Source organism: Mycobacterium lacus (genome assembly GCF_010731535.1).
Lineage (GTDB): Bacteria > Actinomycetota > Actinomycetes > Mycobacteriales > Mycobacteriaceae > Mycobacterium > Mycobacterium lacus.
The window spans coordinates 1,430,387-1,455,333 of the sequence record NZ_AP022581.1; the positions used below are offsets into that span (position 1 = coordinate 1,430,387).

Here is a 24,947-nt window from a genome sequence, read left to right on the forward strand (position 1 = left end):
AGCGCGGCGGGTCACGAGAGCCGGTCAGCCAACCGGTGAGCGTGGGCGAACTCGTGAACGGGTGCGCGCGCCAAGGTTTTCAGCCGCGACCACCGCTGTGGCCCGAACACCGCGACGAGTAGGTACAGCATCAGCCAGACAACCAACCACCAAGCCCGGGCGGCGTTCCGAATCACCGTGGTCGAGGCCGGGTCCACGATCAGCCAGGTGAGAATGCGTAGCTGGTCCAGCCAGCCTCGCCGGGTCTTGGCGTTGCGCACCGATTCGGTGCCACCCGTTTGAGTGCGCACGGACAGCTCCTGTGGCACAAAACAGACCGCCGACCGCAACATCAAGCGGAGCCACAAGTCCAAGTCGACGAGCTGATAGATGTCGTCTCGAAAGCATCCGACGTCGAGTGCCAGCTGGCGCCGGAACATCACGCTGGTCGGTTCGCCTATCCAATTGCTGCCGGCGCCCATCAACATCATCTGAGTAACCAGTGGTGGGCCCTGGTTGTATTCGCGGAGCTTCACAAAGAAGATATGGGGCTTGCCCACCGTTCGCGACCACCATGGAACGTCACGGTTCAACACCCGCCGGGGCGCGAAAGCGAGTCCGACAGCCGGATCGTCGAAACATGCGGCGAGTGTCTGCAGGGCTCCGGGGAGCAACCAGTCATCGCCGTGGACGAACTGGATACAGCTGCCGCGCGCGAGTTCGATGCACTTGTTGTGGTTCCCATTGAGTCCGACTCGAGATTCGTTGCGTATCAGCCGGTCTCCGTTTCTGAGCATCGTTGCGGCGATGGCGGCGCAATCGTCTGAGGAATCGTCGTCAACGACCAGTATCTCGAACTCAACGCCATCCTGATCCAGGATGCTACGTAGACAACGAACGATCGAAGTGCCGTTGTTGTACATGGGTACGCACACGGAGACGGTGGGTTGCGCAGGCAACTCGTCAACATCGTTGGGGCGCATAGCTACCGAGTCCGATCCATCAGCGGGCGGCGCACCGTGCCACCCCGTTTGCTGTGGCAGCCCCATCCCCCCTGCCGGGACCCTTGGCGGCTCTGTCGCCTTGGCGCACGGCTACCCCTTCTGTCCTTCCGGCAAAGCCGCCTTAGCATAGCCCTGCGCAAACCCGCCCGGATGGCCGTTGGCGGGGATTCCCGGCGCAGGTCACACGGCCGCAATTGTTTCGCCGCTGTTAACGATGCGTCACCAAGACCGCTCCTTGACGGTGAGCCGTTGGACTGGGCAAACCCGTCGCTCCAGTTCGCCGCCCGCGACGGCGAACTGGCCGAGTGGTGGGCGGGTGTAGCTGTTCAAAAGCCGGATGTACCAATTCGCCAGTAACGCCACGAGATACGCCGCCGCCGAGTAACGTCCCCGGTGATGTGGAATAGCGTGCTGTTCTTGGGCTTGGTCATGGCCACCGACCCCATCCGTCTTGGCCTTGCGGCCGTCTTGGTCACGCGGCGGCAACCCATGCTGAATTTGTTCGCCTTCTGGCTCGGGGGCATGGTGGCGGGTGTCGCGCTTGCGGTGGCGGTATTGGTATTCCTCCGCGATATCGCGGTTGTGGCCATTCAAACCGCGGCGTCGGTGACCAATGAATTCAGGTCCGCCGTGGTAGTCCTTGCGGGCAGCCGGCTTCAGCTCACCTTCGGCGTGATCGCGCTGGCGATCGCGATCCACATGGTGGCCCGCGAGCGAGTACGAGCACAGGTCCCGGTCGGCGCCGGCGGTGCTCCGGCCGTGCTGCTGCAACCGGATCGACCCGGCCTGATTGCCCGAATGGCCGCCGTTAGCCACAACATGCTCACGCGCGGCGGCTTTGTTTGGCCGGCGTTCATCGTCGGCCTCACATCGTCGGCCCCGCCCATCGAGACCGTGGCGGCGCTGACCGTCATCATGGCCTCGGGAGCGGGCCTCGGTGTACAGGTCAGCGCATTCCTCGTGTTCATTCTGTTGGTGCTCACGGTCATCGAAATTCCGCTGGTAGCCCACTTGGTGGTTCCACGCCAGACCGAAGCCGTGCTGAGGCGGATCGACTGCTGGCTACGCGCCCATCGTCGGCAGATCACCCTGACGCTGCTTGTGGTAATGGGTTCCATCATGCTGGTCCAGGGCGTGGCCGGCCTTTGAGCCGCAGCTAGTCGATCTCTGCCGTCAGTCCGATTCGTCGAACGTGCGTGAAGCGGCTTCACGCAACTCGTCTTGAGTTGTCAGCCCGGCCAGGGAGATACACGAATGTATGCCCGTCGCCACGACGATGCGTGGTGTTTGGGGGCCGGGCCGGGGGTGGACTGGTTGCACGGTGGTCGTATCGATCTGTGCGACGGCGCCCGTGGCGTCGCCGGAGCGTTGTCGCGAAAGGACCGTTGATGCAGGTGCGCGCGTCCCGTTACGGCCAAGAACCGTCCCTACCGAAGGTAGTCTGATGTCCGTGGTTGAATCCTCGATTCCTATCGTGCTGCGCGAGCGCGCGAGTCTGCAGCCCAACGATACGGCGCTCACATTTATTGACTACGACCAGGATTGGGACGGCGTTGAGGAAACGCTGACGTGGTCTCAGTTGTACCGGCGCACGTTGAACCTCGCCGAACAGCTCCAACAAAGTGGGTCGATGGGCGACCGGGCAGTGATATTGGCGCCGCAAGGGCTTGACTACGTCGTTAGCTTTCTGGCCTCATTGCAGGCCGGCCTTATCGCAGTTCCGCTTTCGGTTCCATACGGTGGCGCTCACGACGAGCGCACCACGTCGGTGCTGGCCGATACTCAACCCGCTGTCGTTCTCACGGCGTCCTCGGTCGTCGACAACCTCACCGAATACGTACAGCCGCAGCCCGGGCACAAGGCACCGTCAATCATCGAAGTTGATTTGCTGGATTTGGACTCCCGGCAACGGTCGCGTGGGCCGGCCTCGCGCGGCACCGGTAACAAGGGCCCGGAAACGCTGTATTTGCAGTACACGTCGGGGTCCACGCGGACGCCGGCCGGTGTCATGGTCTCGAACAAGAACCTGTTTGCCAACTTCGAACAGATCATGACCGACTACTATGGGTTCAACGGGAAGGTTGCTCCGCCGGACACCACCGTGGTGTCGTGGCTGCCGTTCTACCACGACATGGGTTTCGTGTTGGGAATTATCTTTCCGATTCTTGCGGGCGTTCGCGCCGTGCTGACGAGCCCGGTCGGATTCCTGCAGCGACCGGCCCGATGGATGCAAATGCTGGCAACCAACAGTCGAGCATTTTCGGCCGCACCGAACTTTGCCTACGAAATTGCGGCACGCAAGACATCGGATGACGACATGGCGGGGCTTGATCTCGGGGGCGTGCTCAGCATCCTCAACGGTAGCGAACGGGTACAGCCGGTCACCCTGAAGCGGTTCATCGATCGGTTCGCCCGCTTCAACCTTGACCCCGCGGTGATTCGGCCGTCCTATGGGATGGCGGAAGCAACCGTCTACGTCGCGACCCGCAAGGCCGGCGAACCGCCGAAAATTGTTAGCTTCGAATCCGACCAGCTGCCCGACGGCCAAGCGGTGCCCTGCGCAAGCGATACCGGCACACCGCTGGTCAGCTACGGGAATCCGCAGACTCAGCTGGTGCGTATCGTTGATCCGGACACATGCATCGAGTGCCCGCCGGGAAGGGTCGGTGAGATCTGGATTCACGGCGGCAACGTCGCCTCGGGCTATTGGGAGAAGCCCGACGTGACTGCGCGCACGTTTGGTGCAACGCTGGTCAACCCCGCGGCCGGCACGCCGGACGGTCCCTGGCTGCGGACCGGAGATTCCGGCTTCATCTCCGAGGACGAGCTGTTCATCATGGGCCGCATCAAGGACCTTTTGATTGTGTACGGGCGCAACCACTCTCCCGACGACATCGAGGCGACCATCCAGGAGATCACGCCCGGCCGTTGTGCGGCGATCGCGGTTCCCGAGGACGGCGCCGAGAAGCTGGTCGCCATCATCGAACTCAAGAAAAGGAACGAGTCCGACGAGGAAGCGGTGGAGAGGCTGGGCTTCGTGAAACGTGAAGTCACCTCGGCGATTTCGAAATCACATGGCCTGAGCGTGGCGGATCTTGTTCTGGTTTCCCCGGGTTCGATTCCTATCACCACCAGCGGCAAGGTCAGACGCGCGCAATGTGTGGAGCTGTACCGTCACGCGAAGTTCACTCGCTTAGACGTTTAGGTGGGCCGGTTTCACCGGCGGCCGCGTCGTGCCGTCGACGCCGTCGTGTGACACTCCAACCGGGCAGCCGAACAGCGGAAGCGGGTGGATTGTCAGATCGTCCAGCGGGTGCTCGCGGCCGTCTGTGCCGTTTGGGTGGCCGTTGCCGTTTTGCGGGCTGAGGCTGAACAACGGTAGCGCTTGCCCAGTCAGGTCGATTGTGGGGTCTTTGCCGTTGCCCTCGGCGGTCGTCGTGCACGCGTTGGTCAGCTGGGGCAGACCGACGGGGCCGAACAGCGGAATTGCGTGCCCGCCGAGGTCGTAAAGCGGGTATCCGTCAAGTTTGGCAAGAACATCGTCCTGGCCATGTCCGTTGGATCGGGGCGCGACGTTCGTTGTCGGCCGCCCGGACACCGGGGTCTTGGCCGTGCGGTTGAGCATCCCGGACAGCTGGAGGCTGGCTTTCCTTATGCGGTTGCGCAGACTCATCAGCGGAGCTTCGCCTTGTCCCAGTGTCGATGGCCACCAGTTTGCCTGGCCGATCATCGCGGCCAAGGCCGGCACGGTGACGGTGCGCACCAGGAAGGTGTCGATCACGATCCCGATCCCGATGGTGAAACCGGCCTGGGCCATGACGTTGATGCTGGCGCCCACCAGGCCGAACATTGACGCGGCGAAGATTAGACCCGCCGAGGTGATCACGCCGCCGGTCGAACCCACCGTGCGGATGACGCCGACACGCACACCATGCGGCGACTCGTCACGGATCCTGGAGATGAGCAGCATGTTGTAGTCAGCGCCGACCGCGACCAACAATATGAAGGACAATCCGGGCAGGCTCCAATGCATTTCCTGGCCCAATATCAATTGAAACACGATGACCCCGAGGCCCAGGGCCGACAAATAGGAAACGAGCACCGAACCGATCAGATATAGCGGCGCAACGATCGCCCGGAGCAGAGCGACCAGAATCAAGAACACAATGATGATCGTTGCAATGACGATGAATTTGATGTCGTTGTTGTAATAGTCTCGTATATCCCGAAGCCCGGTCGGAACTCCCAACAGGGAAACCTTGGCGTCGGCCAACTCGGTGTTCGGTTGTGCCGACTGCGCCGCCGCGATGATCTTGTTGACCTGATCCATGCCTGCGGGGGTGGCCCCGTTGAGCGAGCTTTGCACGAGGTACCGCGCCGCGTGCCCGTCGGGCGACAGGAAAATCTGGGCGCCCTTCTTGAACTCGTCCCGGGTCATGATCTGCGGTGGGATGTTGAAGCCCGCCATCGACGGCCGTTCCGCGTCGCGCTTCATCCCCAGCAGGAAGTCGGAGGCCTCGTTCAGCCCGGAGCCCATCGTTTTGACCTGCTTGACCAATTCCTCCACGCCTGCGGCTACTGCCGCGCTGCCGTCGGCGAGAGCATTGGCGCCCATTTGCATCTGAGCCAACTTTGTCGGAAGGCCGTTGACCGCCTTGAGGGTGTTGACGACTTGCTTCAACTGCTGATCCAGTTTGCCGACCGTCTGGGCGAGCGTCTGGTAGTCCTGCGTCTGCTGCAGGGTGACAGCCAGCGCCGCAATCGACCTGAGCAGCCCGTTGTTTTCGGCCTCGACAATCGCCGCCAACTCGCCGCGCGACTTCACGCAGGCCGGGTCCTTGTTGCAGACCGGGCTGGAATTGAGGGCGATCACCATCGGGTTGGCCCAGACGGCCGTTTGTTCCGCCTGCGCGACGGTCCCACTCAGATTGTCGCCGAGCGTCCTCATGCGCCCGACAAACTGGGACGCATGGTCGAGTTGTTGGATCGTCCTATCCCCACCCATCAGCGCCATCATGGCCTGCAGTGTGGTGACTAGCCCGCTGGCGCTGGTGACGGCCCCATTGACTTGGTCCCGTATCTGGGCCAGGGCGTCGGCCAACTGGCGAGCACCGCCGGCCAGCTTATCCAGGTCACCTCTGTGGTCGGCGATCGCGCCGGACGCTTCGCCGAGTTTGCTGCCGACTTCACCCGCCTGGAACGAGACTTTGGTCTCCTTCAGCGGTTCCCCGTTGGGCCGGGTCAAGCCGCGCACCATCACAATGTCGGGCAGATCGGCTATCCGGCGGGACATCATCTCGAGATCGGCGAGAGCGGCCGGTGTCCGCAAGTCGCGGGGTGACTGTACGAGCAGCGCGATGGGAGTCATCGCATTCATCGGGAAATGACGATTCAGGGCCTCGTATCCCTTGACGCTGTCGACGTCCTGCGGCACCGTCTTGAGATCGTCGTAATTGAACCGGATCAGGCTTGCGCTGCCGGCCAGGATGATCAGCACAACCAGACTGCCCACCAAGTGGATCTTGGGCCGGCGCACAATGCGCGTGCCCGAACGCCGCCAGAAGCGAGTAGTTAGGTCGCGTCGTGGCTTGATCCAGCCGCGCCGTCCGGTGAGCACGAGGATCGCGGGCAGCAGGGTGGTCGCCGCGAGAAACGTCACCATGATCGAGACCGCAATTGCCGGACCGACTGCCGAAAAGACTTCCAGTTTCGTGAAGACCATCGCGAGGAAGGTGACCGCCACGGTGGCCGCCGACGCCGCGATCACCTTGCCGATGGACATCAAGGCCTTCTTGACCGCTTGGTCGGAATCTTCGCCGTGCCGCACGTAGTCGTGGTAGCGGCTGATCAGAAAGACGGCGTAATCGGTTCCGGCCCCGATCATTACCGCAGTCATGAAGACGATGCTCTGCATGTTCACGACCAGGCCCAGTTCGGTCAGCCCGGACAACAGGCCCTGGGCGCCCACCACTGACGCGCCGATGGTGACCAGCGGCATCAGCATGGTGATCAGGTTTCGATAGACGATGATCAGGATGATCAGCACGCTGACTGCGGTGCCGATCTCAATGATCTTTACGTCCGCCTCACCGAGGGCCTGGAGGTCGGCTACGGTGGCCACGGGTCCGCTGAGGTTGGCGGTCAGGCTTGTTCCCGCGACGGTCTTCTTGACGATCTCACCGACCCGTTTGAGGGCCGCTTGAGTCTCGGGCGCGGTCGGGTCGCCGGGGAAGTTGATCGGTAGGTTCCAGGCCTTCTTGTCCTTGCTTTCCAAGATCTCGCGCATCGGCGGCACGCTGAGGAAGTCCTGTACCGACATTTTGTCCTGTGTGTCTTGGCGCAGGTTGTCGATCAGTTTGCGGTAGACGTCCTCGTCGACGGGTCCCAGCCCCTTCTCGTTGGTCAAGATCACCAGCAGCAGGGAGCCAGATCCCGTCTCACGGAACGCCTTGCCCATCTCGCGGGTGGTGATCGTGGTCGGGGCGTCGTCCGGTAGCGGTTTTTGCTCGCGCTGTGCGGCCTGCGCCTGGAGGGGTGGAAGCAGCAGCGCCAGGGCGGCAACCACCGCGATCCAGACCCCGATGACGATCAGCGGCCACTGGATGACGAAATCGCCGATGCGGTCGAAGAGCCCCCCGACTTTGGCTTGCTCATGTGAGACTTTCTGGCCCGCCACTCATCAACCGTACAAGTCGCAGCATCTCGCTCGCGGGGAAATCACAATTCCCCCGTTAACCGTGATGTTGCCGTTACCTTGACGGTGGTGCGCAGACGCCGCGATGAATTTCCTGGTCACGGGCCTAATTGCGGGCCGGCCGGCCGGGTTTTCGCCGGTCCGGCGAGCAAGATCCGGAGTCTGGGTGCGGTAGCTCTGTGACCTCAAACCTGCACGGTCGTGCTGATCCGCCGTGTGCGCTTCCCGGCTGAAGTCGCACGCGTGCTTCGCCCCGGGGCACGGGCTGGGATCGGTCTGGCGCCACGGTGGTAGTGGCCACCGACCGGCGGTCAGGCTTTCAGGCGCACCGTATCCTCCAACAGATCGGCGGCCGCGGCGACGGCGGCTGCCGGGTTGGTCATCCGAGTGGCTATTTCGCCCGCCCGCGCGACGCACTCCGGCGCAAGGATACGCCGGAGGTGTTTGATCAGCGACGTGCGCGTGATGTTCGTGAAGCGTTTGGCGGAGCCAACTTTCAGCCGTTGGACCGCACCCGCCCAGATCGGCTGGTCGGCGACATCCCACAGAATCAACGTGGGCATCCCGGCCCGCAGGCCCGCGGCGGTGGTACCGGCGCCACCATGGTGGACCACCGCGCGGCACATCGGAAGGATGGTCGAATAGTTGACCAGGCCAACGAGTTTCACGTGGTCTTCGTGGGGTAACGGGTTGGAGCCGGGGGAATCGGTCGCTGGAGAATAGATCAGGGCTCGCTCGCCTAGCTCGGCGCAGGCATCCGAGATCATGGCGACCGTCTCGGTGGGGGATTGCACCGGTGTGCTGCCAAAGCCGAAATAGATCGGCGGTGTTCCCGCCGCGATCCACGACTCGAGCTCATCGTTGGGTTCGGTATGCAACTGCATCGTCAGCGCGCCGACAAAGGGTCGCTGACCGTTCCACTCCGACGCGAGTCCGGGAAACAAAGCCTGGTCATAGGCCTGGATTTCGGGAACTTCGCGTTCTAGCATCCGTTGTCCCGCCGGTGCGGCTGCCGGTGGTAGGCCGAGTTCACGGCGTTGCGTACGATCGACCTCTTTGCTGACGGCCGAATAAAAGCGCACCGTCGCTTTCATCGCGGAGCGCATCAGGAACGCCGGCGTCGGTACCGACGGAATCTTGATTTGGCCGTTGATCCGCATCGGGAAATGATGCAGCGCCGCCAGCGGAATGTCGTAGTACTCGGCGACATTGGCGACGACGCCGTGGTACGTCTGGCCAGTCATCAACAGGTCGGCCCCGTCGGCCAGCGCGGCCAGCGTCTTGCCCATCTCCGCCCAGCCCCCAACGTAAAGCTCCTTGGCGGCGCGCAGCAGGGTGAGGGGATTCTGCACTTTGGTGAGGTTCCGAACAAACGCCGCGACCGCGATTATCTGTTCGCCCGAATCCGGCCCGTAAGCGACACCGGTCAGCCCCGCGGACTCGACGAATCCGATCAGGTTGGGTGGGACCGCCATACGGACTTGGTGCCCTCGGCGCTGCAGCTCCACAGCCACAGCGGCGCATGGCTCGACGTCGCCGCGGGTTCCATGGACTGCCAAGACACATTTCATCGGCGAACCCAGCCGTCGGTCATCCCGCGTTTCATCTCCTCATCATTCGTTCTGGCTTGGCGCCGGCGCACCCGCGTCGGGTGCCAACTTGGCGTACAGCAGATCCGCCAAACCACGCACGGTGGAGTTGATATCGGTAGCGGTGATGCGTATTCCGGTTTCGGCCTCCATGTGGGCCCGCAATTCCTGGCTGCTCAGTGAGTCAAGACCATACTCGGTCAGCGGACGGTCTATGTCGATGGTGCGGCGCAGAATCAGGCCGACTTGCTCCGCGACTAGGCGCCGGATCCGGGTGGGCCACTCTTCGATCGGCAATTCGCTCAGCTCAGCAAGGAATCTGCTTGTGCCGGAACGGTTTAGACCGGTGGATTGGAACATTTGCGCTAACGGGCTACGTTGCGCAAAGGCGGTCAACCATGGGGATGGGATCATCGGGGCATAGCCGGTGTACGCGCGGTCGTGGCGCAGCAGCGCCTGGAACGCGTAGTCGCCCTCGTCGGCGGTGATAGCGGTGTCGCGCCAGTGGGCGAAGGCGGTGCCTTCGCCGCCTTCTTCGAGAGCCTCGTCTTCGCCGATCTCGGCTCGGATTGTGGCGGCACGGCCGACGTCGGCCCACAATGCCCACCCGATCGAGATGGCTGGAAGGCCCTGGGCTCGCCGCCAGTGGGTGAACGCGTCCAGCCAGCTGTTCGCGGCGGCATAGGCCCCCTGCCCGGGCGAGCCCAGCAGGGCGACCGCCGAGGAGAACATGCAGAACCAATCCAGAGGTTGATTGGCCGTGGCTTGGTGTAAGTTCCACGCGCCGTGGACCTTTGGAATCCAGTTGTGATCGAGGAGTTCGTCGGTCATGTTGGTGAGCATGGCGTTCTCGAACACCGCCGCGGCGTGCACTACGCCCCGCAACGGGACGCCGGTGGCGGTCGCCACTGTCACCAAACGCTCTGCGGTGCCGACGTCGGCGATGTCGCCGCACTCCACCGCGATATCGGCACCCATCGCGCGGATGAGCTCGATCGTCTCCAGCGCCTTCGGATTGGGCTGAGAGCGCGAGGTGAGCACGATGCGACCGGCGCCGGCGCTGGCCATCTTCTCGGCGATGAACAGGCCCAGGCCGCCCAGCCCGCCGGTGACGATGTAGGAGCCGTCGCTCCGGAACGCCGACACCTGTTCGGGCGGTACCACGACGGTGCTCTGGCCCTCGTGGGGCACGTCGAGTACGAGCTTGCCCGTGTGCTCCGCCGCGCTCATTGCGCGGATAGCCGTGGCGGCATCGCCAAGCGGGTAATGAGCGACTTCCGGTACCGGCAACTCACCGTCTGCGACGAGCCGATACACCGTGGACAGCACGTTGCTGATCCGCTGCGGGTGGCTCGCTGCCATCAATGCCAGATCCACATAGTGGAACGTGAGGTTGCGCCGGAATGGGAGCAGCCCCAGCCGGGCGTTGGCATAGACGTCGTGTTTGCCAAGCTCCACGAAGCGTCCGCCGATAGCCAGCAGTTCCAGCCCGGCACGCTGTGCGGCGCCGGTCAGGGAGTTGAGCACGATGTCGACGCCGTAGCCGTCGGTGTCTCGGCGGATCTGCTCGGCGAACTCGACGCTGCGTGAGTCGTAGACGTGCTCGATTCCCATGTCGCGCAACATTTGCCGACGCTTCTCGCTGCCCGCGGTGGCGAAGATCTCGGCCCCGGCGGCGCGCGCTATCGCGATCGCCGCCTGGCCCACCCCGCCGGTGGCGGAGTGGATCAACACCTTGTCGCCGGCGGCAATCCTGGCCTGGTCGTGCAGGCCATACCAGGCCGCGGCATGTGCGGTGCTTACCGCCGCGGCCGCGTCGTCGGTGAGGCCGGGCGGCAGCGTCACGGCCAGGCGGGCGTCGCAGGTGACGAAAGTAGCCCAGCACCCGTTCTTGGAGAAGCCACCGACGTGGTCACCTACCCGATGAGATGTGACGCCGGGCCCGACCGCGGTCACCACGCCGGCGAAATCCATACCGAGTGCTGGCATCTGCCCGTCGATGCTGGGGTATCGGCCGAACGCGACAAGGACGTCGGCGAAGTTGATGCTGGATGCGGCGACTGCAACTTCGATTTCTCCCGCGGCCGGCGGGACTCGGTCGAACGCCGCGAACTCCAAGGTTTGCAGGTCGCCGGGGGTGCGAATGTTGAGGCGCATGCCGTGCCGCTCGTGGTCAACGACGGTGGTCTGGCGCTCCTCGGGGCGCAGCGGAGTAAGGCTCATGCGCGCGGTGTACCACTCGTCGTTGCGCCAGGCGGTCTCGTCTTCCTCGCTACCGAGCAGCAGTTGGCGCGCCACCTGCTCGGCGCCGGTGTGCTCGTCGACGTCGATGTGGGTGACCTTCATCAGCGGGTGTTCGGCGCTGATCACCCGCAGCAAGCCGCGCAACCCGCCCTGCTCGAGATTGGCGCGGTCGTCGGCCAGCACGGTCTGGGCGTTTCTGGTCACGACATACAGCCTCGGTGCCTGGCCCAAGGATTCCGTGAGCACGCGGGCGATGCGCACCACATGCTTGACGTATTCACCAGCACGGACGGGGGATTGCTCGTCGGGGGTACCGTTCTGCGGTGCGGTGAGCACGACCACACCGGTGAACGCGTCCGCCTCGAGTTGGGCGAGCAGGCGTTCGGCTTGGGCTGCATGGTCGGCATGCCGGGGCCAGTTCGTGGTCGTGCATTGTGTGTCGTGCAGCTTCAGTGCGTCGGTCAACTCGGTGGCCACCAGGTCCGCGGCATCGGAGGTGCTGATCAGCAGCCACGTGCCGGGTTCGGCGTGGCTTTGTTCGGGTAGCTCGCGCTGCTGCCATTCGATGGTCAGCAGGCGCTCGTTCAAGACACGATCACGCTCACTGGTATCGGAGGTGCCGGTGCCGATCTGCAGTCCACGCGCGGCCAGCAGCACGGTGCCGTTTTCGTCTAATACGTCGAGGTCGGCTTCGATGCCTGAGCCGCATGCAGTCACCGTCGTGTGGCAGTAGCGGGCGTGGCGGGCCGAGCCGTAGGCACGCAGCCGTCGGACACCTAATGGCATCAGCCGACCGCCATTGCTGGCGTTGCGGATACCGGGATGAACCGCCACCGATTGGAAGCAGGCGTCCAGCAGACTTGGGTGCACGCCGTAGGCGCCCTGTTGGGTGCGGATCGGCCCCGGCACGCTGACCTCGGCGAGCATTGTGTCGCCGGTCCCTTCGGCGGTGAACACGCTGGCTAGGCCCGTAAAAGCCGGACCAAATCGACGACGGCCACGCTCATCCATCCACTGTCGAATGTCAGCGCCGTCCACCCGGTTCGGATGGCTCGCCAGCAGATCAGCCACGTTCTGCGGAGCGGGCTGGTCGTCGTCCTCGGCGGCGTGCAGCACCGCGGAGGCTTTGCGCGCGCGTTCGCCGTGTTGGGTCGTTTCCACCGTGAACGGGACGACGCCGGGCACCTCGACCGTTGCGGTGACGGCGATGGGGGTCTCGTCACCAACCAGCAGCATCTGCTCGAACCGGACATCGCGGACTTCGGACGCCTCGCCGAGCACGGTGCGCGCCGCGGCCAACGCCATCTCGCAGTGCACAGCCGCCGGAAGAACGGTCGCGTCGTGTATCTGGTGGTCGGCCAGCCAGGGTTGCGTCGCGATGCCGACCTCACCTTGCCACACGTGGCGCTCCGGCTCTTCCTGCAATCGCACATGCGCCCCCATCAGCGGATGCGCTGGAACCATGGACGCCCCGTGCGCCCGCGAATCCTGCCCGGCGCAGCTCAAGAGCAGGCGTCGGTGGCTCCATGCGGGCAGCGGTGCGTCGATCAGCCGGCCGGTGGGGTAGAGCACGGAGAAGTCCGGCGCGGCGCCGGCGGCGTAGAGGTTGCCGAGCAGTCCGCGCAGCCCGTGGGGTAGTGGTTGTTCGCGGCGCATGCCGGCCAGCGCCGCGACCGGCATGTCGAGGCTGCGGGCGGTCTGATCGACCGCGTGGGTCAGCAGGGGGTGGGGGGTCAGCTCGGTGAAGACCCGGTAGCCGTCCTCGAGGGCGGCCTGTACCGCGGCGGCGAAGCGCACGGTGTGGCGCAGGTTGTCCACCCAGTAGTAGGCGTCGCAGTAGGGTTCCTCGCGCGGGTCGAACGAGGTCGCCGAGTAGTAGGGGACTTGCGGGGTTAGCGGGCTGAGGTCGGTGAGCGCCTCGGCGAGCTCGTCGAGGATGGGGTCGACTTGGGGGGAGTGGGAGGCCACGTCGACGGCCACCTCGCGGGCCATCACGTCGCGTTCCTCCCAGGCGGCCACCAGGTCGCGCACCGTCTGGGTGGCCCCGCCGATCACGGTGGATTGTGGGGAGGCCACCACCGCGACCACGGCGTCATCGACGCCGCGCGCCGTCAAATCCGTAATCACTTGTTGGGCGGGCAGTTCCACCGATGCCATGGCCCCGGCGCCGGCGATGCGGGTCATCAGCGTGGAGCGGCGGCAGATCACGCGCACCCCGTCTGCGAGCGACAGCGCCCCGGCGACCACGGCGGCCGCGGACTCACCCAGGGAGTGGCCGATCACCGCACCCGGCTGCACGCCGTAGGACTTCATCGTGGCCGCCAGCGCCACCTGCATGGCGAACAGGGTGGGCTGCACCCGCTCGATGCCGGTGACGACCTCGGGTGCGGTCATCGCCTCGGTCACCGAGAAGCCGGACTCCGCGGCGATCAGCGGCTCAATCTCGGCGACGGTGGCGGCGAACACGGGCTCGGTGGTCAGCAGCTCGGCGCCCATCGCCGCCCACTGCGAGCCCTGCCCGGAGAACACCAGACCGGTCCGCGGTCGTCGTGGCCGGCCGCGGGCGGGTAGGGGGTATCCCCGGTGGCGACCTCGCGCAACGCCGCGGTCAGTTCGGTGGTGCTGCTGGCCAGCACGGCGGTGCGCACCGGCCGGTGTCCGCGCCGCCGAGCCAGGGTGTAGGCCAAATCCGAGGCCGACAGGTCCGGGCCCTGGGCGTCGACCCAGTCGGCCAGCCGCGCCGCGGTCTGGCGCAGAGCGTTCTCGGAGCTGGATGACAGCGCGAACAGCAGCGCGCCCTCGACGCCCGTGGTGGTTTGCGCGGCTGCGCGGGTTTGCTCCGGGGCTTGCTCCACGATGGCGTGCACATTGGTCCCCGAGAACCCATAGGACGATACGGCCGCGCGTCGGGGCGCCTGATGGTCGGTCGTGGGCCACGGGGTAACCTCTTGCGGCACAAAAAGATTGGTCTCGATCTCGGCGAATTGATCGGGCAGCGCAGTGAAGTGGAGGTTCTGTGGCACGACTGCGTGCTGCAGGGCCAGGACCGCCTTCATCAGCCCCAGCGCTCCGGCGGCCGACTGCGTGTGCCCGAAATTGGTCTTCACCGATGCGAGCGCGCAGGGGCCGTCGACGCCGTACACCTCGGCCAGGCTGGCGTATTCGATCGGGTCACCCACCGGGGTGCCGGGGCCGTGCGCCTCGACCATCCCGACGGTGCCGGCGTCCACACCGGCCGCAGCCAACGCCGCCCGATACACCGCGACCTGCGCGGGCCGCGACGGGGTCACGATGTTGACGGTGTGGCCGTCCTGGTTGGCGGCCGTGCCCCGGATCACGGCCAGAATCCGGTCACCATCGGCCAACGCATCCGGCAACCGCTTGAGCAGCACCACGACGCAGCCCTCGCCGGAGACGAAACCGTCCGCCGCGACGTCGAACGCATGACAACGCCCGGTCGCAGACAACATGCCGAGGGCGGACCCCGATGCCGCTTTGCGGGGTTCCAGCATCACCGAGGCGCCGCCCGCCAGCGCAACGTCGCTTTCGCCGTCGTTCAGGCTGCGGCAGGCCAGGTGGATCGCGGTGAGGCCAGAGGAGCAGGCGGTATCTACCGTAATCGCGGGTCCGTGCAGTCCAAGGGTGTAGGCGATGCGCCCGGATCCCATGGCGAAGCTGTTGCCCATGTATCCGTACGGCCCCGCCAAGGTCTGGGCATCGGCATGGACGAACTGATAGTCGTCATGCATCAAGCCCACGAACACACCGGTCTGCAACTCGCCCATCTTGTCCGGCGCCATACCGCCGTGCTCGATGGCCTCCCATGCGGTCTCCAGCAGCAAGCGGTGCTGCGGATCCATCGCCGTCGCTTCTTTCTCGCTGATACCGAAGAACTCGGGATCGAAGTCGCCCACGCTATCGAGGAACGCGCCCCACCTGCACACTGACCGTCCGGGTACGCCCGGTTCGGGGTCGTAGTACTCGTCGGCGTCCCAGCGGTCGGCAGGGATCTCGGTGACTAGATCATCGCCGCGCAGCAATGCCTCCCACAACCGATCAGGGGAGTCGATGCCCCCCGGCAGCCGGCACGCCATGCCGATGATGGCGACGGGAGTAACACCCTTCCTATCCACGCTGGTTCACCTCTCCTACCTGTACTTCCGTTCCCATCAGTGGCTCCGAAATCGTGTCAGCGGTTCCGGGAAACCGCCTCGAGTTCCGATCCGGGCTCAGGAAACGCCGAGCAAACATCGCCACGCCACGCGGAACCGCCGCCTCCCCCGGTGTGACCAGAGCGTAGCTGGTCGGCCCCCACACGCGCGGAATAATCGCGCGGACGTACCAAAAAATTGCCGGTGCACTCCAGGATCGCGTCGTCGCCGAGGCACGAAGACTCACGTTTGGTGGGGCCGCCATGTCGACATCGGGGCCCGCTGGTTCCTTGGGAGCCTTCCTCTTGCCAGCTTCGCGGGGTGGACGCCTGGCCTCGGGATCGGAGAAGCTGAGCCGGTGGACCTTCGCAAGGGCGCATGCGCCTGATCTTGCTTGTTTTCCCTTGTACTCCAACGTGTTTGGAGCTAGGTGGCGTTGACGAAGCACCGAATGACTACTGTCGAATCGTGGCCATCGACGATGAATAAGCGATGACGTCGTCTGGTGGGGAACTGCCAAGTCGTTTGCCGATCAACCCGTGGCGGTGCGGCTGGCCGGGCTTGCAAAAGCCGAGTACCCGGCTGGAAAGCGCTTGCCGGCACTGGTCCAAGTTGGGGACATTGTTCTTGCCTAACAACCCGCCGGTCTGTAGGTGCGGATGCTCGGTGACGGCACGGTGAACGGCGCGGCTGTGCTCAACAGCACTCTTCTGCGCTGCGCCGATTTAGCCGCGCGGCGTTTGTTCGTCCTCTATCGTCGAGTCGTGGTTGAGTTCTCCATTCCGGCTGTGCTGCAACAGCGCGCCGGTTTGCTGTCGGATGAGACAGCGTTCACTTTCGTCGATTACCAGGAGGATTGGGCGGGCGTTGCGCAAAGCCTGACGTGGTCGCAGCTCCATCGGCGAACGTCAAACCTCGCACAACAACTCATGCGATGCGGGGCCACCGGTGACCGCGCAGTGATCTTGGCGCCGCAGGGACTGGACTACATCGTGTGCTTTGTGGCCGCGTTGCAAGCAGGCCTCATCGCCGTGCCACTTTCGGTTCCTTATGGGGGCGCACACGACGAGCGCACCTCTTCGGTGTTGGCCGATACATCGCCCGCCGTCATTCTTACGGCTTCGTCGGTTGTTGACAATCTGACCCCGTATGTACAGCCCCAATCCGGAAAAAGCGGGCCGGCGGTCCTCGAAGTTGATTTGCTGGACCTAGACACTCGGGTACCTTCCCCGGCGCCGGGCTCAGGCGTCGCCGGCCGCGAAGCGCCGGAAACCTTGTACCTCCAGTACACCTCGGGTTCCACCCGGACACCGGCCGGTGTGATGGTCTCGAACGAAAGTCTTTTCGCCAACTTCGACCAGATAATGACCGACTATTTCGGGGAATACCGAAAGGTCGCGCCACCGGACACCACGGTGGTGTCGTGGCTGCCGTTCTATCACGACATGGGTTTCATGCTGGGAATTATCTTCCCGATACTGACGGGCGTGCGCGCCACGCTCACCAGCCCGGTCGGATTCCTGCAGCGCCCGGCCCGATGGATGCAAATGCTCGGGTCCAATACTCGGGCACTCTCGGCGGCGCCGAACTTTGCTTTCGACATCGCGGCACGCAAAACCTCAGATGAGGACGTGGCGGGGCTCGATCTCTCCGGCGTGCACGCCATCCTCAACGGCGCCGAGCGGGTACAACCCGCGTCGCTCAAGCGCTTCGCGGACCGCTTCGCCCGCTTCAACCTCGACCCCGCGGTGCTGAGACCCTCATATGGGATGGCGGAGGCGACGGTGTACATCGCGACCCGCAAGGCAGGCGAACCACCCAAAGTCGTCAACTTCGACTCCGCCAAACTGCCTGAGGGCCAAGCGGAGCGTTGTGAAAGTGACAGTGGCACACCGCTGGTCAGTTACGGCACGGTCGATACCCAACTTGTGCGCATCGTCGATCCCGACACGAGTATCGAATGTCCAGCGGGAACGGTGGGCGAGATCTGGGTGCATGGCGCCAACGTTGCTTGCGGCTATTGGCAGAAGCCTGAAGAGACCAAGCGCACCTTCGGCGCAACGATTGTCGACCCCACGGAGGGCACACCAGAGAGGCCTTGGCTGAGGACCGGGGACTCAGGCTTTCGTTTCGACGGTGAGCTTTTCATCATCGGCCGTCTCAAGGATCTGCTGATCGTCTACGGGCGCAACCACTCTCCCGACGACATCGAGGCGACGATCTCGCAGATCAGCCGACGCCGCTGCGTTGCGATAGCGGTTCCCGACGATGACGGCGTTGACAAGCCGGTCGCCATCGTCGAACTCAGGCAGGTGGATGAATCGGAAGACGCTGCGATGAAGCGGATGGGCGCCATCAGGCGTGACGTCATCGCGGCGGTATCGAAATCGCACGGTCTGAGCATGGCGGATGTCGTTCTGGTGGCCCAAGGTTCGATCCCCATCACCACAAGCGGCAAGGTGAGACGAAGGGAGTGTCTACAGCGATATCTGCGCGATGAGTTCACCCGCCTAGACGCGCCGATCTCCCGGCCAGAGCGGCGCATCGTCGATGACACCGGCGTGGGCGCCGGGGCCGACCGGGGTGTGGCCCATCGCCTGCGCACGCTCCGTCGGCAGCAGCACGACCTGCTGGTAGGTCTGGTGTGCGAGCAGGCGGCAACGGTGTTGGGCCGCCCCAGCGCTGACGACATCGTCCCCGACTGGTCCTTTCAGGACTTGGGGTTCGACTCGGTGAAAGCGACCGAGCTGATTGACCGGCTCAAGGACGTCACCCAAGTGGTCTTATCCCCGGCGCTGGTGTTCGACTACCCGACGCCTGCCGCGTTGGCCACTTACCTGGGCCGGCTGATGGACGGGTCGGTTGCGGCGGCCCCGCAGGTGGCGTTGCGGCGGGAGACCGATGAGCCGGTTGCGGTGGTGGGGATGGCGTGTCGGTTTCCTGGTGGGGTGGATTCGGCGGCGGCGTTGTGGGATTTGGTGGTCGGCGGCGTCGATGCGGTGGGGGGTTTTCCGGTTGATCGTGGTTGGAATTTGGCGGAGTTGTTTGATGCCGATCCGGATGCGGTGGGCAAGACCTATACCCGCGCGGGGGCGTTTTTGGCCGAGCCCGCGGGGTTTGATGCGGAGTTTTTCGGGATTTCTGGGCGTGAGGCTCAGGCCATGGATCCTCAGCAGCGTGTGTTGTTGGAGGTGTGTTGGGAGGCGTTGGAGACCGCCCGGATTGATCCGGCCGGGTTGGCGGGTTCGCAGACGGGGGTGTTCGTCGGGTCGTGGGCACAGGCGTATGGGGGGGGTGGTTCTGATGGTGCGGAGGGGTATGCCCTGACGGGTGTGTCGACCAGTGTGGCTTCTGGGCGGGTGGCTTATGCGCTGGGTTTGCAGGGGCCGGCCATTACGGTTGACACTGCGTGTTCGTCGTCGTTGGTGGCTACGCATTTGGCGTGTCAGTCGTTGCGTCATGGTGAGTCGGCTCTTGCGTTGGCTGGTGGGGTGACGGTGATGCCCACGCCGATGGTGTTCACTGAGTTCGCCCGGCAGCGTGGGCTGGCTGTTGATGGGCGGTGTAAGGCGTTTGCCGCCGCTGCTGATGGCACCGGCTGGGGTGAGGGTGCGGCGGTGTTGGTGTTGGAGCGTCTTGGTGATGCGCAGCGTCATGGTCATCCGGTGTTGGCGGTGATTGTGGGGTCGGCGATCAATCAGGATGGTGCTTCTAATGGGTTGACCGCTCCTAGTGGGCTGGCTCAGCAGCGGGTGATTACTCAGGCGGTGGCTAACGCGGGTATTGGGTTTGATCAGGTTGATGTGGTGGAGGCTCATGGCACTGGCACCACTTTGGGTGATCCGATCGAGGCGGGGCGTTGATCGCTACGTACGGCGCCGGCCGTGGGCGTGAGCATCCGTTGTGGTTGGGGTCGGTCAAATCCAACATTGGTCACACCCAGGCCGCTGCCGGTGTGGCCGGGGTGATCAAGATGGTTGAGGCGCTCAACCATGACAGTTTGCCGCCGACGTTGCATGTTGATCGTCCGAGTCCGCACATCGATTGGTCGGCGGGCGCGGTGCGGTTGTTGACCGAGGCGGTGCCTTGGCCGGTTACCGATCATCCGCGCACCGCGGCGGTGTCCTCGTTTGGGATCAGCGGCACCAATGCGCATGTGATCTTGCGGCAGGCTCCGGTGCCGGCGGGTGGGTCGGCTGAGCAGACTGCCGATGCGGGTGTTGAGTTTGGGTTGGCGATGTGGCCGGTGTCGGCGCGTAGTCCTGCGGCGTTGGGTGCTCAGGCGAGGCGGTTGCACCGGTATCTGGTTGAGCGTGCTGGCCTGGATTTGACCGATGTGGCTTATAGCTTGGCGACTACTCGCACTCATCATCCCTATCGGGCGGTGATCACCGCGTCGGTGGGTGCCGCCGGTGGGCGCCAAGACCTGCTGGATGCGTTGGATGCCTTGGGCGGCGGGCGGCCCCATCCGCAGCTGGTCCAGCATCATTACTTGGCTCATCTTCGCGGTAAGACGGTGTTTGTCTTGCCTGGGCAGGGTGGTCAATACCTGGGCATGGGTCGTGGGCTTTATGAGCGCCACCGCGTTTTTGCCGGCATGGTCGATGCCTGTGATGAGGCGTTGCGCCCGTTTACGGGTTGGTCGGTGCGTGAGGTTTTGGGTCAGGATCCGGCGGCTGCGGGGCTGGACCGGGTTGATGTGGTTCAGCCGGTGTTGTTCACGATGATGGTGTCGTTGGCCGAGGTGTTGGGCCATTATGGGATTGTTCCTGATGCGGTGGTCGGTCATTCTCAGGGGGAGATCGCTGCGGCGTATATCGCTGGGGTGTTTTCCTTGGCTGAGGCCGCCAGGGTGGTGGCGCGGCGCAGTCAAGCGCTCAGTGCCCTAGGTGGTGCCGGTGGTATGGCCTCGGTGTTGTTGGGGGCTGAGGAGCTGCACCCGCGGCTGCGGCCGTGGGGCCAGGCGTTGAGCATTGCGGCGATCAACGGTCCCTCTCACACCATCGTCAGTGGTGATCCTGGCGCGCTGGGGGAGTTCAGCGCGGCCTGTGAGCGTGACGGTGTCCACATCCGCCAGATCGCGGTGGATTACGCTTCGCATTCCGTACAGGTGGAACCGGTACGCGAGCGCCTGGTGGGTGAGCTGGCCGAGCTGACTCCGATGCCCGCCCGCATCCCGCTGTATTCCACTGTGGAGAAAGCGCTTTCGGCTGAGCCCCTCGACACCACCACCATGGATGCCGAGTACTGGTATCGCAACTTGCGTGAGCCGGTCCGGTTCCATGACACCGTGGTCGAGCTTTTGGCCGCCGGTGAGTGCACGTTTGTGGAGTTGTCCCCGCATCCGGTGTTGGCGCCCGCGCTCACTGACACCTTGGCCCAGACCCCGGGGCGCAACCAGTCCGCGGTGATCCCCACGCTGCACCGCGAGCGGCCCGACCACGACAGCCTGGCCAGCACGCTGGCCCAGCTGCACAATCACGGCCACAGCCCGTCCTGGTCGGCCCTGTACCCCCACGCCCGCACCGTCGCACTGCCCACCTACCCCTTCCAGCACCGCCCCTACTGGCTGGCCCCCACCCCGACCGGCGACGCCCGCGGGCTCGGACTGGACCCCGCGGAGCATCCCTTGTTGAGCGCGGTCGCCGCGCTGGCCGACCAAGACCAGATCATGGTCAGCGGGCGGCTATCACTGAGCGCCGAGAGCTGGCTGGCCGGCCATCAAGTCAAGGACACCGTGTTGTTCCCGGCGGCAGGGTTCATCGAGGTGATCCTGCGGGCCGGTGAGTTGAGCGGCTGCCCTGCGATCGATGAGCTGATCTTGCATGCTCCTCTGGTCCTGTCGGGTGATGCGCCGACCGATCTGCAGATCGTGGTGCAGCCCTTCGATGAGCACGGGCGGCGACCGTTTAACGTGCACTCGCGCACCGGTGGCCAGTCTGGCGCGTGGATGTTGCACGCGAGTGGGACGTTAAGCGCTGCTCAGCCCGCTGCCGAGGTCTCGCTTGCGCCGGCGCCGGGCGTGGCGAGTTTCGACCAGGACGACTTCTATGAACGGCTGGCCCAACGCGGTTACCGCTACAGCGGTCTGTTCCGGTCCGTGCGTGGTATCGCGACCGATGCGGCGCGATCTGAGGGTGTCCAAGCCGAGGTGACATTGCCCGCCGGCACCGATGTCGCGGGCTACGGTATTCACCCGGCCCTGTTGGATGCGGCCCTGCACCCGTTGGCGGCCGTGCTGGACGGTATGGGTGCGGCAGATTCGGGGTCGCTGCGGCTTCCGTTCGTGTTCACCGGGGTGACGTTGTATGCGACTGCGGCCACCCAGCTGCATGTGCAGCTAACCCGCACCGGCGAGGACACGTTTGAGTTGCGCGCGACCGATCCCACCGGCGCGCCGGTGATCACCATTAGTGCGGTGACATTGCGCACGGTCTCTGACCGCATCGGCGGGCCGGCCCCGTCAGCCGCGACATCGGACAGCCTGTTCGAGCTGACCTGGCTGTCGGTGCCCGATCTGCCCGGTCCCTCGTCAGTTCAACCACCGGGGTGGGCGGTGTGCGCCGATGCGCCCGAGCGGCTGCCGGCCAGCTTGTCCGACGGGGTGATCCACGCCGACCTGGCTACGTTGACCCCATGCCCGGAGTTGGTGATCTGGCCGCTGCCCCGACCTGGGGAGCAGCCAGAAGGCGAGACTGATCCGCTGCGGCGCGTGCACGCGCTGACCCGCCATGTTTTGGCCCAGGTGCAGAGCTGGCTCTCCCGGCCCGAGACCGCCAACACCCAGCTGATGATCATCACCTCTCGGGCGGTCAGCGTCGGCGTCTATGACGGTGTCCCCGATCTGGCGCATGCGGCGGTCTGGGCGTTGATTCACACGGCTCAACAAGAGCAACCCGACCGGATCATTGTGCTCGATACCGATGACAGTGCTGCTAGCAAGGACAACCTGCTAGCCATCGCCTCGAGACGACCGGCCGGTGAGCCGCAGCTGGCCCTGCGTAACGGTGTTGTCTACACCCCCCGCTTGTCTCGTATGGCGAGCCTGAGCCTGCCGGATGCCCCCGACTGGCACTTGGCCACTACCGGTAAAGGTGACTTAGCAAATCTGACGCTGGTTCCCGCCAGCCCCCCCACGGCGCTGGCTTCGGGACAGGTTCGCATCCAGGTACGGGCCGCGGGCCTGAATTTCCACGACGTGGTGGTGGCGTTAGGGGCCATCGCCGATGAGGGCCTCGGCGCTGAAGCCGCCGGGGTTGTCGTCGACACCGCCCCCGACGTCACCAGCGTTCGTCCAGGTGATGCGGTTATGGGTCTATTCCCCAACGCTTTTTCGCCTACCGCCATCACTGACCACCGCGCGGTGGTTGTCATCCCGCCGGGGTGGTCGTTTGCTCAGGCGGCCTCGGTTCCGACGGCGTTTTTGACCGCCTATATCGCCTTGGTAGAACTCGCTGGGTTGTCGGCGGGGCAGCGGGTGCTCATCCACGCCGGCGCTGGCGCGGTGGGGCAAGCCGCGATCCAGATCGCTCGCCACCTTGGTGCTGAGGTGTTCGCCACCGCCCATCCGAACAAGCATCAGGTGCTCAACGAGCTTGGGGTCGATTGCGGGCACATCGCCTCGTCGCGGACGCTGGATTTCGTCGACACCTTCAGCGAGGTCACCGGTGCGCAGGGCATGGATGTCGTGCTGAACAGCCTACGCGGCGATTTTGTGGACGCTTCGCTGCAACTGCTGCCCCGCGGGGGCAGTTTCGTCGAAATTGGCAAGACCGATATCCGCCTGGCTGACGACGTTGCCGCAGCCCATCCGGGCGTCGACTATCAGGCCTACGATCTGGGCGGCGTGGCAGCGGAAGTCCTGCTACGAGCATGGGCGGCGCTGTTGCCGATGTTTGCCGCCGGTGTCCTCAAGCCGCTGCCCACCACCAGCTACGGCCTGCTGAACGCGCCTCAAGCCTTCCGCGACATGAGCCAAGCCCGGCATACCGGAAAGATCGTGCTGACCCCTCCGGCGGTGTTGGATCCCGAGGGCACGGTGCTGATCACCGGCGGCACCGGGATGATAGGCGCGCTTGTCGCCGAACATCTGGTCACTCGCTACGGCATCAGGCATCTGCTGCTGCTGTCTCGCAGGGGGCTCAACGGTCCGGGGGCCAGTGAACTGCAACAACGTTTGGCCGGGCTGGGCGCTCAAGTCGCTATCACCGCTTGTGATATCAGCGACCCTGCCGAACTGGCCGAAGCACTTGACACCATCGCTGCCGACCACCCGTTGACCGCGGTCATCCACGCCGCCGGTGTCCTGGATGACGCCGTGGTGGCCGAATTGAGCCCGCAGCAACTCGATGCCGTTCTGGCCGCCAAAGCCGACGCCGCCTGGCATCTGCATCGGCTCACCGCCGATCGCGATCTGGCCGCGTTCATCCTGTTTTCCTCGGCCGCGGGAATACTGGGCAGCCCCGGGCAGGCCAACTACGCTGCCGCCAACGCATTACTCGACGCGTTGGCCCGCCGCCGCCATCACACCCAACACCCCGCCACCAGCGTGGCTTGGGGCTACTGGCAAACCCCCAGCGGCATGACCGCCCACCTCAGCACGACCGACCTGACCCGCATTGCCGGCGCCGGCCTCATCCCCATCACCACCGAGCAGGGCCTGGCCCTCTTCGACGCCGCACTTGCCAGTCAGCGGCCCAACCTGGTGGCCAGCCCTGTCAACACTGCCGTGTTGACCCGCCGCGCGCGCAACAACGCCTTGGATCCGATCCTTTCCGCCCTGACCACCAGCCGCCCCCGAGCCGCCACCGTCAGCCCCGGGGGTTTGGCGGCGCGGCTGGCCAGTCAAACCGCCGAACAGCAACTCCACACCTTGACCACCATGGTGGCAAGCGCCACCGCCGCTGTATTGGCCCACCCCGACCCGGCTGCGCTCGATATCGACCGTCCCTTTAAAGACCTCGGTATCGACTCACTGACCACCCTAGAATTACGCAACACCCTAAACCAACAAACCGGCCTCACGCTGCCCGCAACCCTGGCCTTCGATTACCCCACGCCGGCCGCTCTGGCTAGGCACCTTCGCGAACAATTATCCGGAAGTGCCGGTATCAACGGCACTCAAAAATTGCCGGAGAGCGAAATTCAGCGTCTCATCTCAATAATTCCAGAGAAACGGCTTGCTGAGGCAGGGGTTCTTGCGATGCTTCGTGAGATCGCAGAAGATGTGAATTCATCGGTGCCGGAGCCAAAAGAGGAAGCGATTGCAAGCATGAGCCTGAGCGAA

5 protein-coding genes and 3 pseudogenes are annotated in these 24,947 nt (G+C 64.7%); 4 read left to right on the forward strand and 4 right to left on the reverse strand.

Translation table 11 applies throughout. The features are described from left to right. Positions 1-11: 11 nt before the first annotated feature. On the reverse strand, positions 12-962 hold the full coding sequence (locus tag G6N24_RS06740) for a glycosyltransferase family 2 protein (RefSeq protein ID WP_085162521.1): 951 nt from the start codon (positions 960-962) through the stop codon (positions 12-14). Between the two features lie 417 nt (positions 963-1,379). On the opposite strand from G6N24_RS06740, the gene G6N24_RS06745 reads away from it, so the two are divergent. Both G6N24_RS06745 and G6N24_RS06750 read left to right on the forward strand, forming a co-directional pair. After that, positions 1,380-2,132, forward strand: coding sequence for a GAP family protein (locus G6N24_RS06745; RefSeq protein ID WP_085162520.1), 753 nt, complete (start codon positions 1,380-1,382; stop codon positions 2,130-2,132). 295 nt (positions 2,133-2,427) lie between these two features. After that, positions 2,428-4,188: an AMP-binding protein gene (locus G6N24_RS06750; protein WP_085162519.1), complete on the forward strand. Its 1,761-nt coding sequence runs from the start codon at positions 2,428-2,430 to the stop codon at positions 4,186-4,188. Here the strand turns inward: G6N24_RS06750 and G6N24_RS06755 are convergent. From G6N24_RS06755 to pks2, 3 genes and pseudogenes are all read right to left on the reverse strand, one after another. Beyond that, complete coding sequence (locus tag G6N24_RS06755) at positions 4,177-7,659, reverse strand: MMPL/RND family transporter (protein WP_085162518.1); 3,483 nt, start codon at positions 7,657-7,659, stop codon at positions 4,177-4,179. The genes G6N24_RS06750 and G6N24_RS06755 overlap by 12 nt on opposite strands. Before the next feature lie 329 nt (positions 7,660-7,988). Beyond that, positions 7,989-9,248, reverse strand: coding sequence for a glycosyltransferase (locus G6N24_RS06760; RefSeq protein WP_085162517.1), 1,260 nt, complete (start codon positions 9,246-9,248; stop codon positions 7,989-7,991). A gap of 42 nt (positions 9,249-9,290) precedes the next feature. Continuing rightward, positions 9,291-15,604: pseudogene (gene pks2, locus G6N24_RS06765) on the reverse strand (sulfolipid-1 biosynthesis phthioceranic/hydroxyphthioceranic acid synthase). An 821-nt stretch (positions 15,605-16,425) separates the two neighbouring features. Between pks2 and G6N24_RS24245 the strand changes: the two are divergent. Together G6N24_RS24245 and G6N24_RS06775 are read left to right on the forward strand one after the other, a co-directional pair. Further along, positions 16,426-18,180 (forward strand): annotated as a pseudogene (locus tag G6N24_RS24245) (AMP-binding protein); the annotation flags it as partial. A 120-nt stretch (positions 18,181-18,300) separates the two neighbouring features. Further along, positions 18,301-24,758, forward strand: a pseudogene (locus G6N24_RS06775) (SDR family NAD(P)-dependent oxidoreductase); the annotation flags it as partial. Between the last annotated feature and the right edge of the window lie 189 nt (positions 24,759-24,947).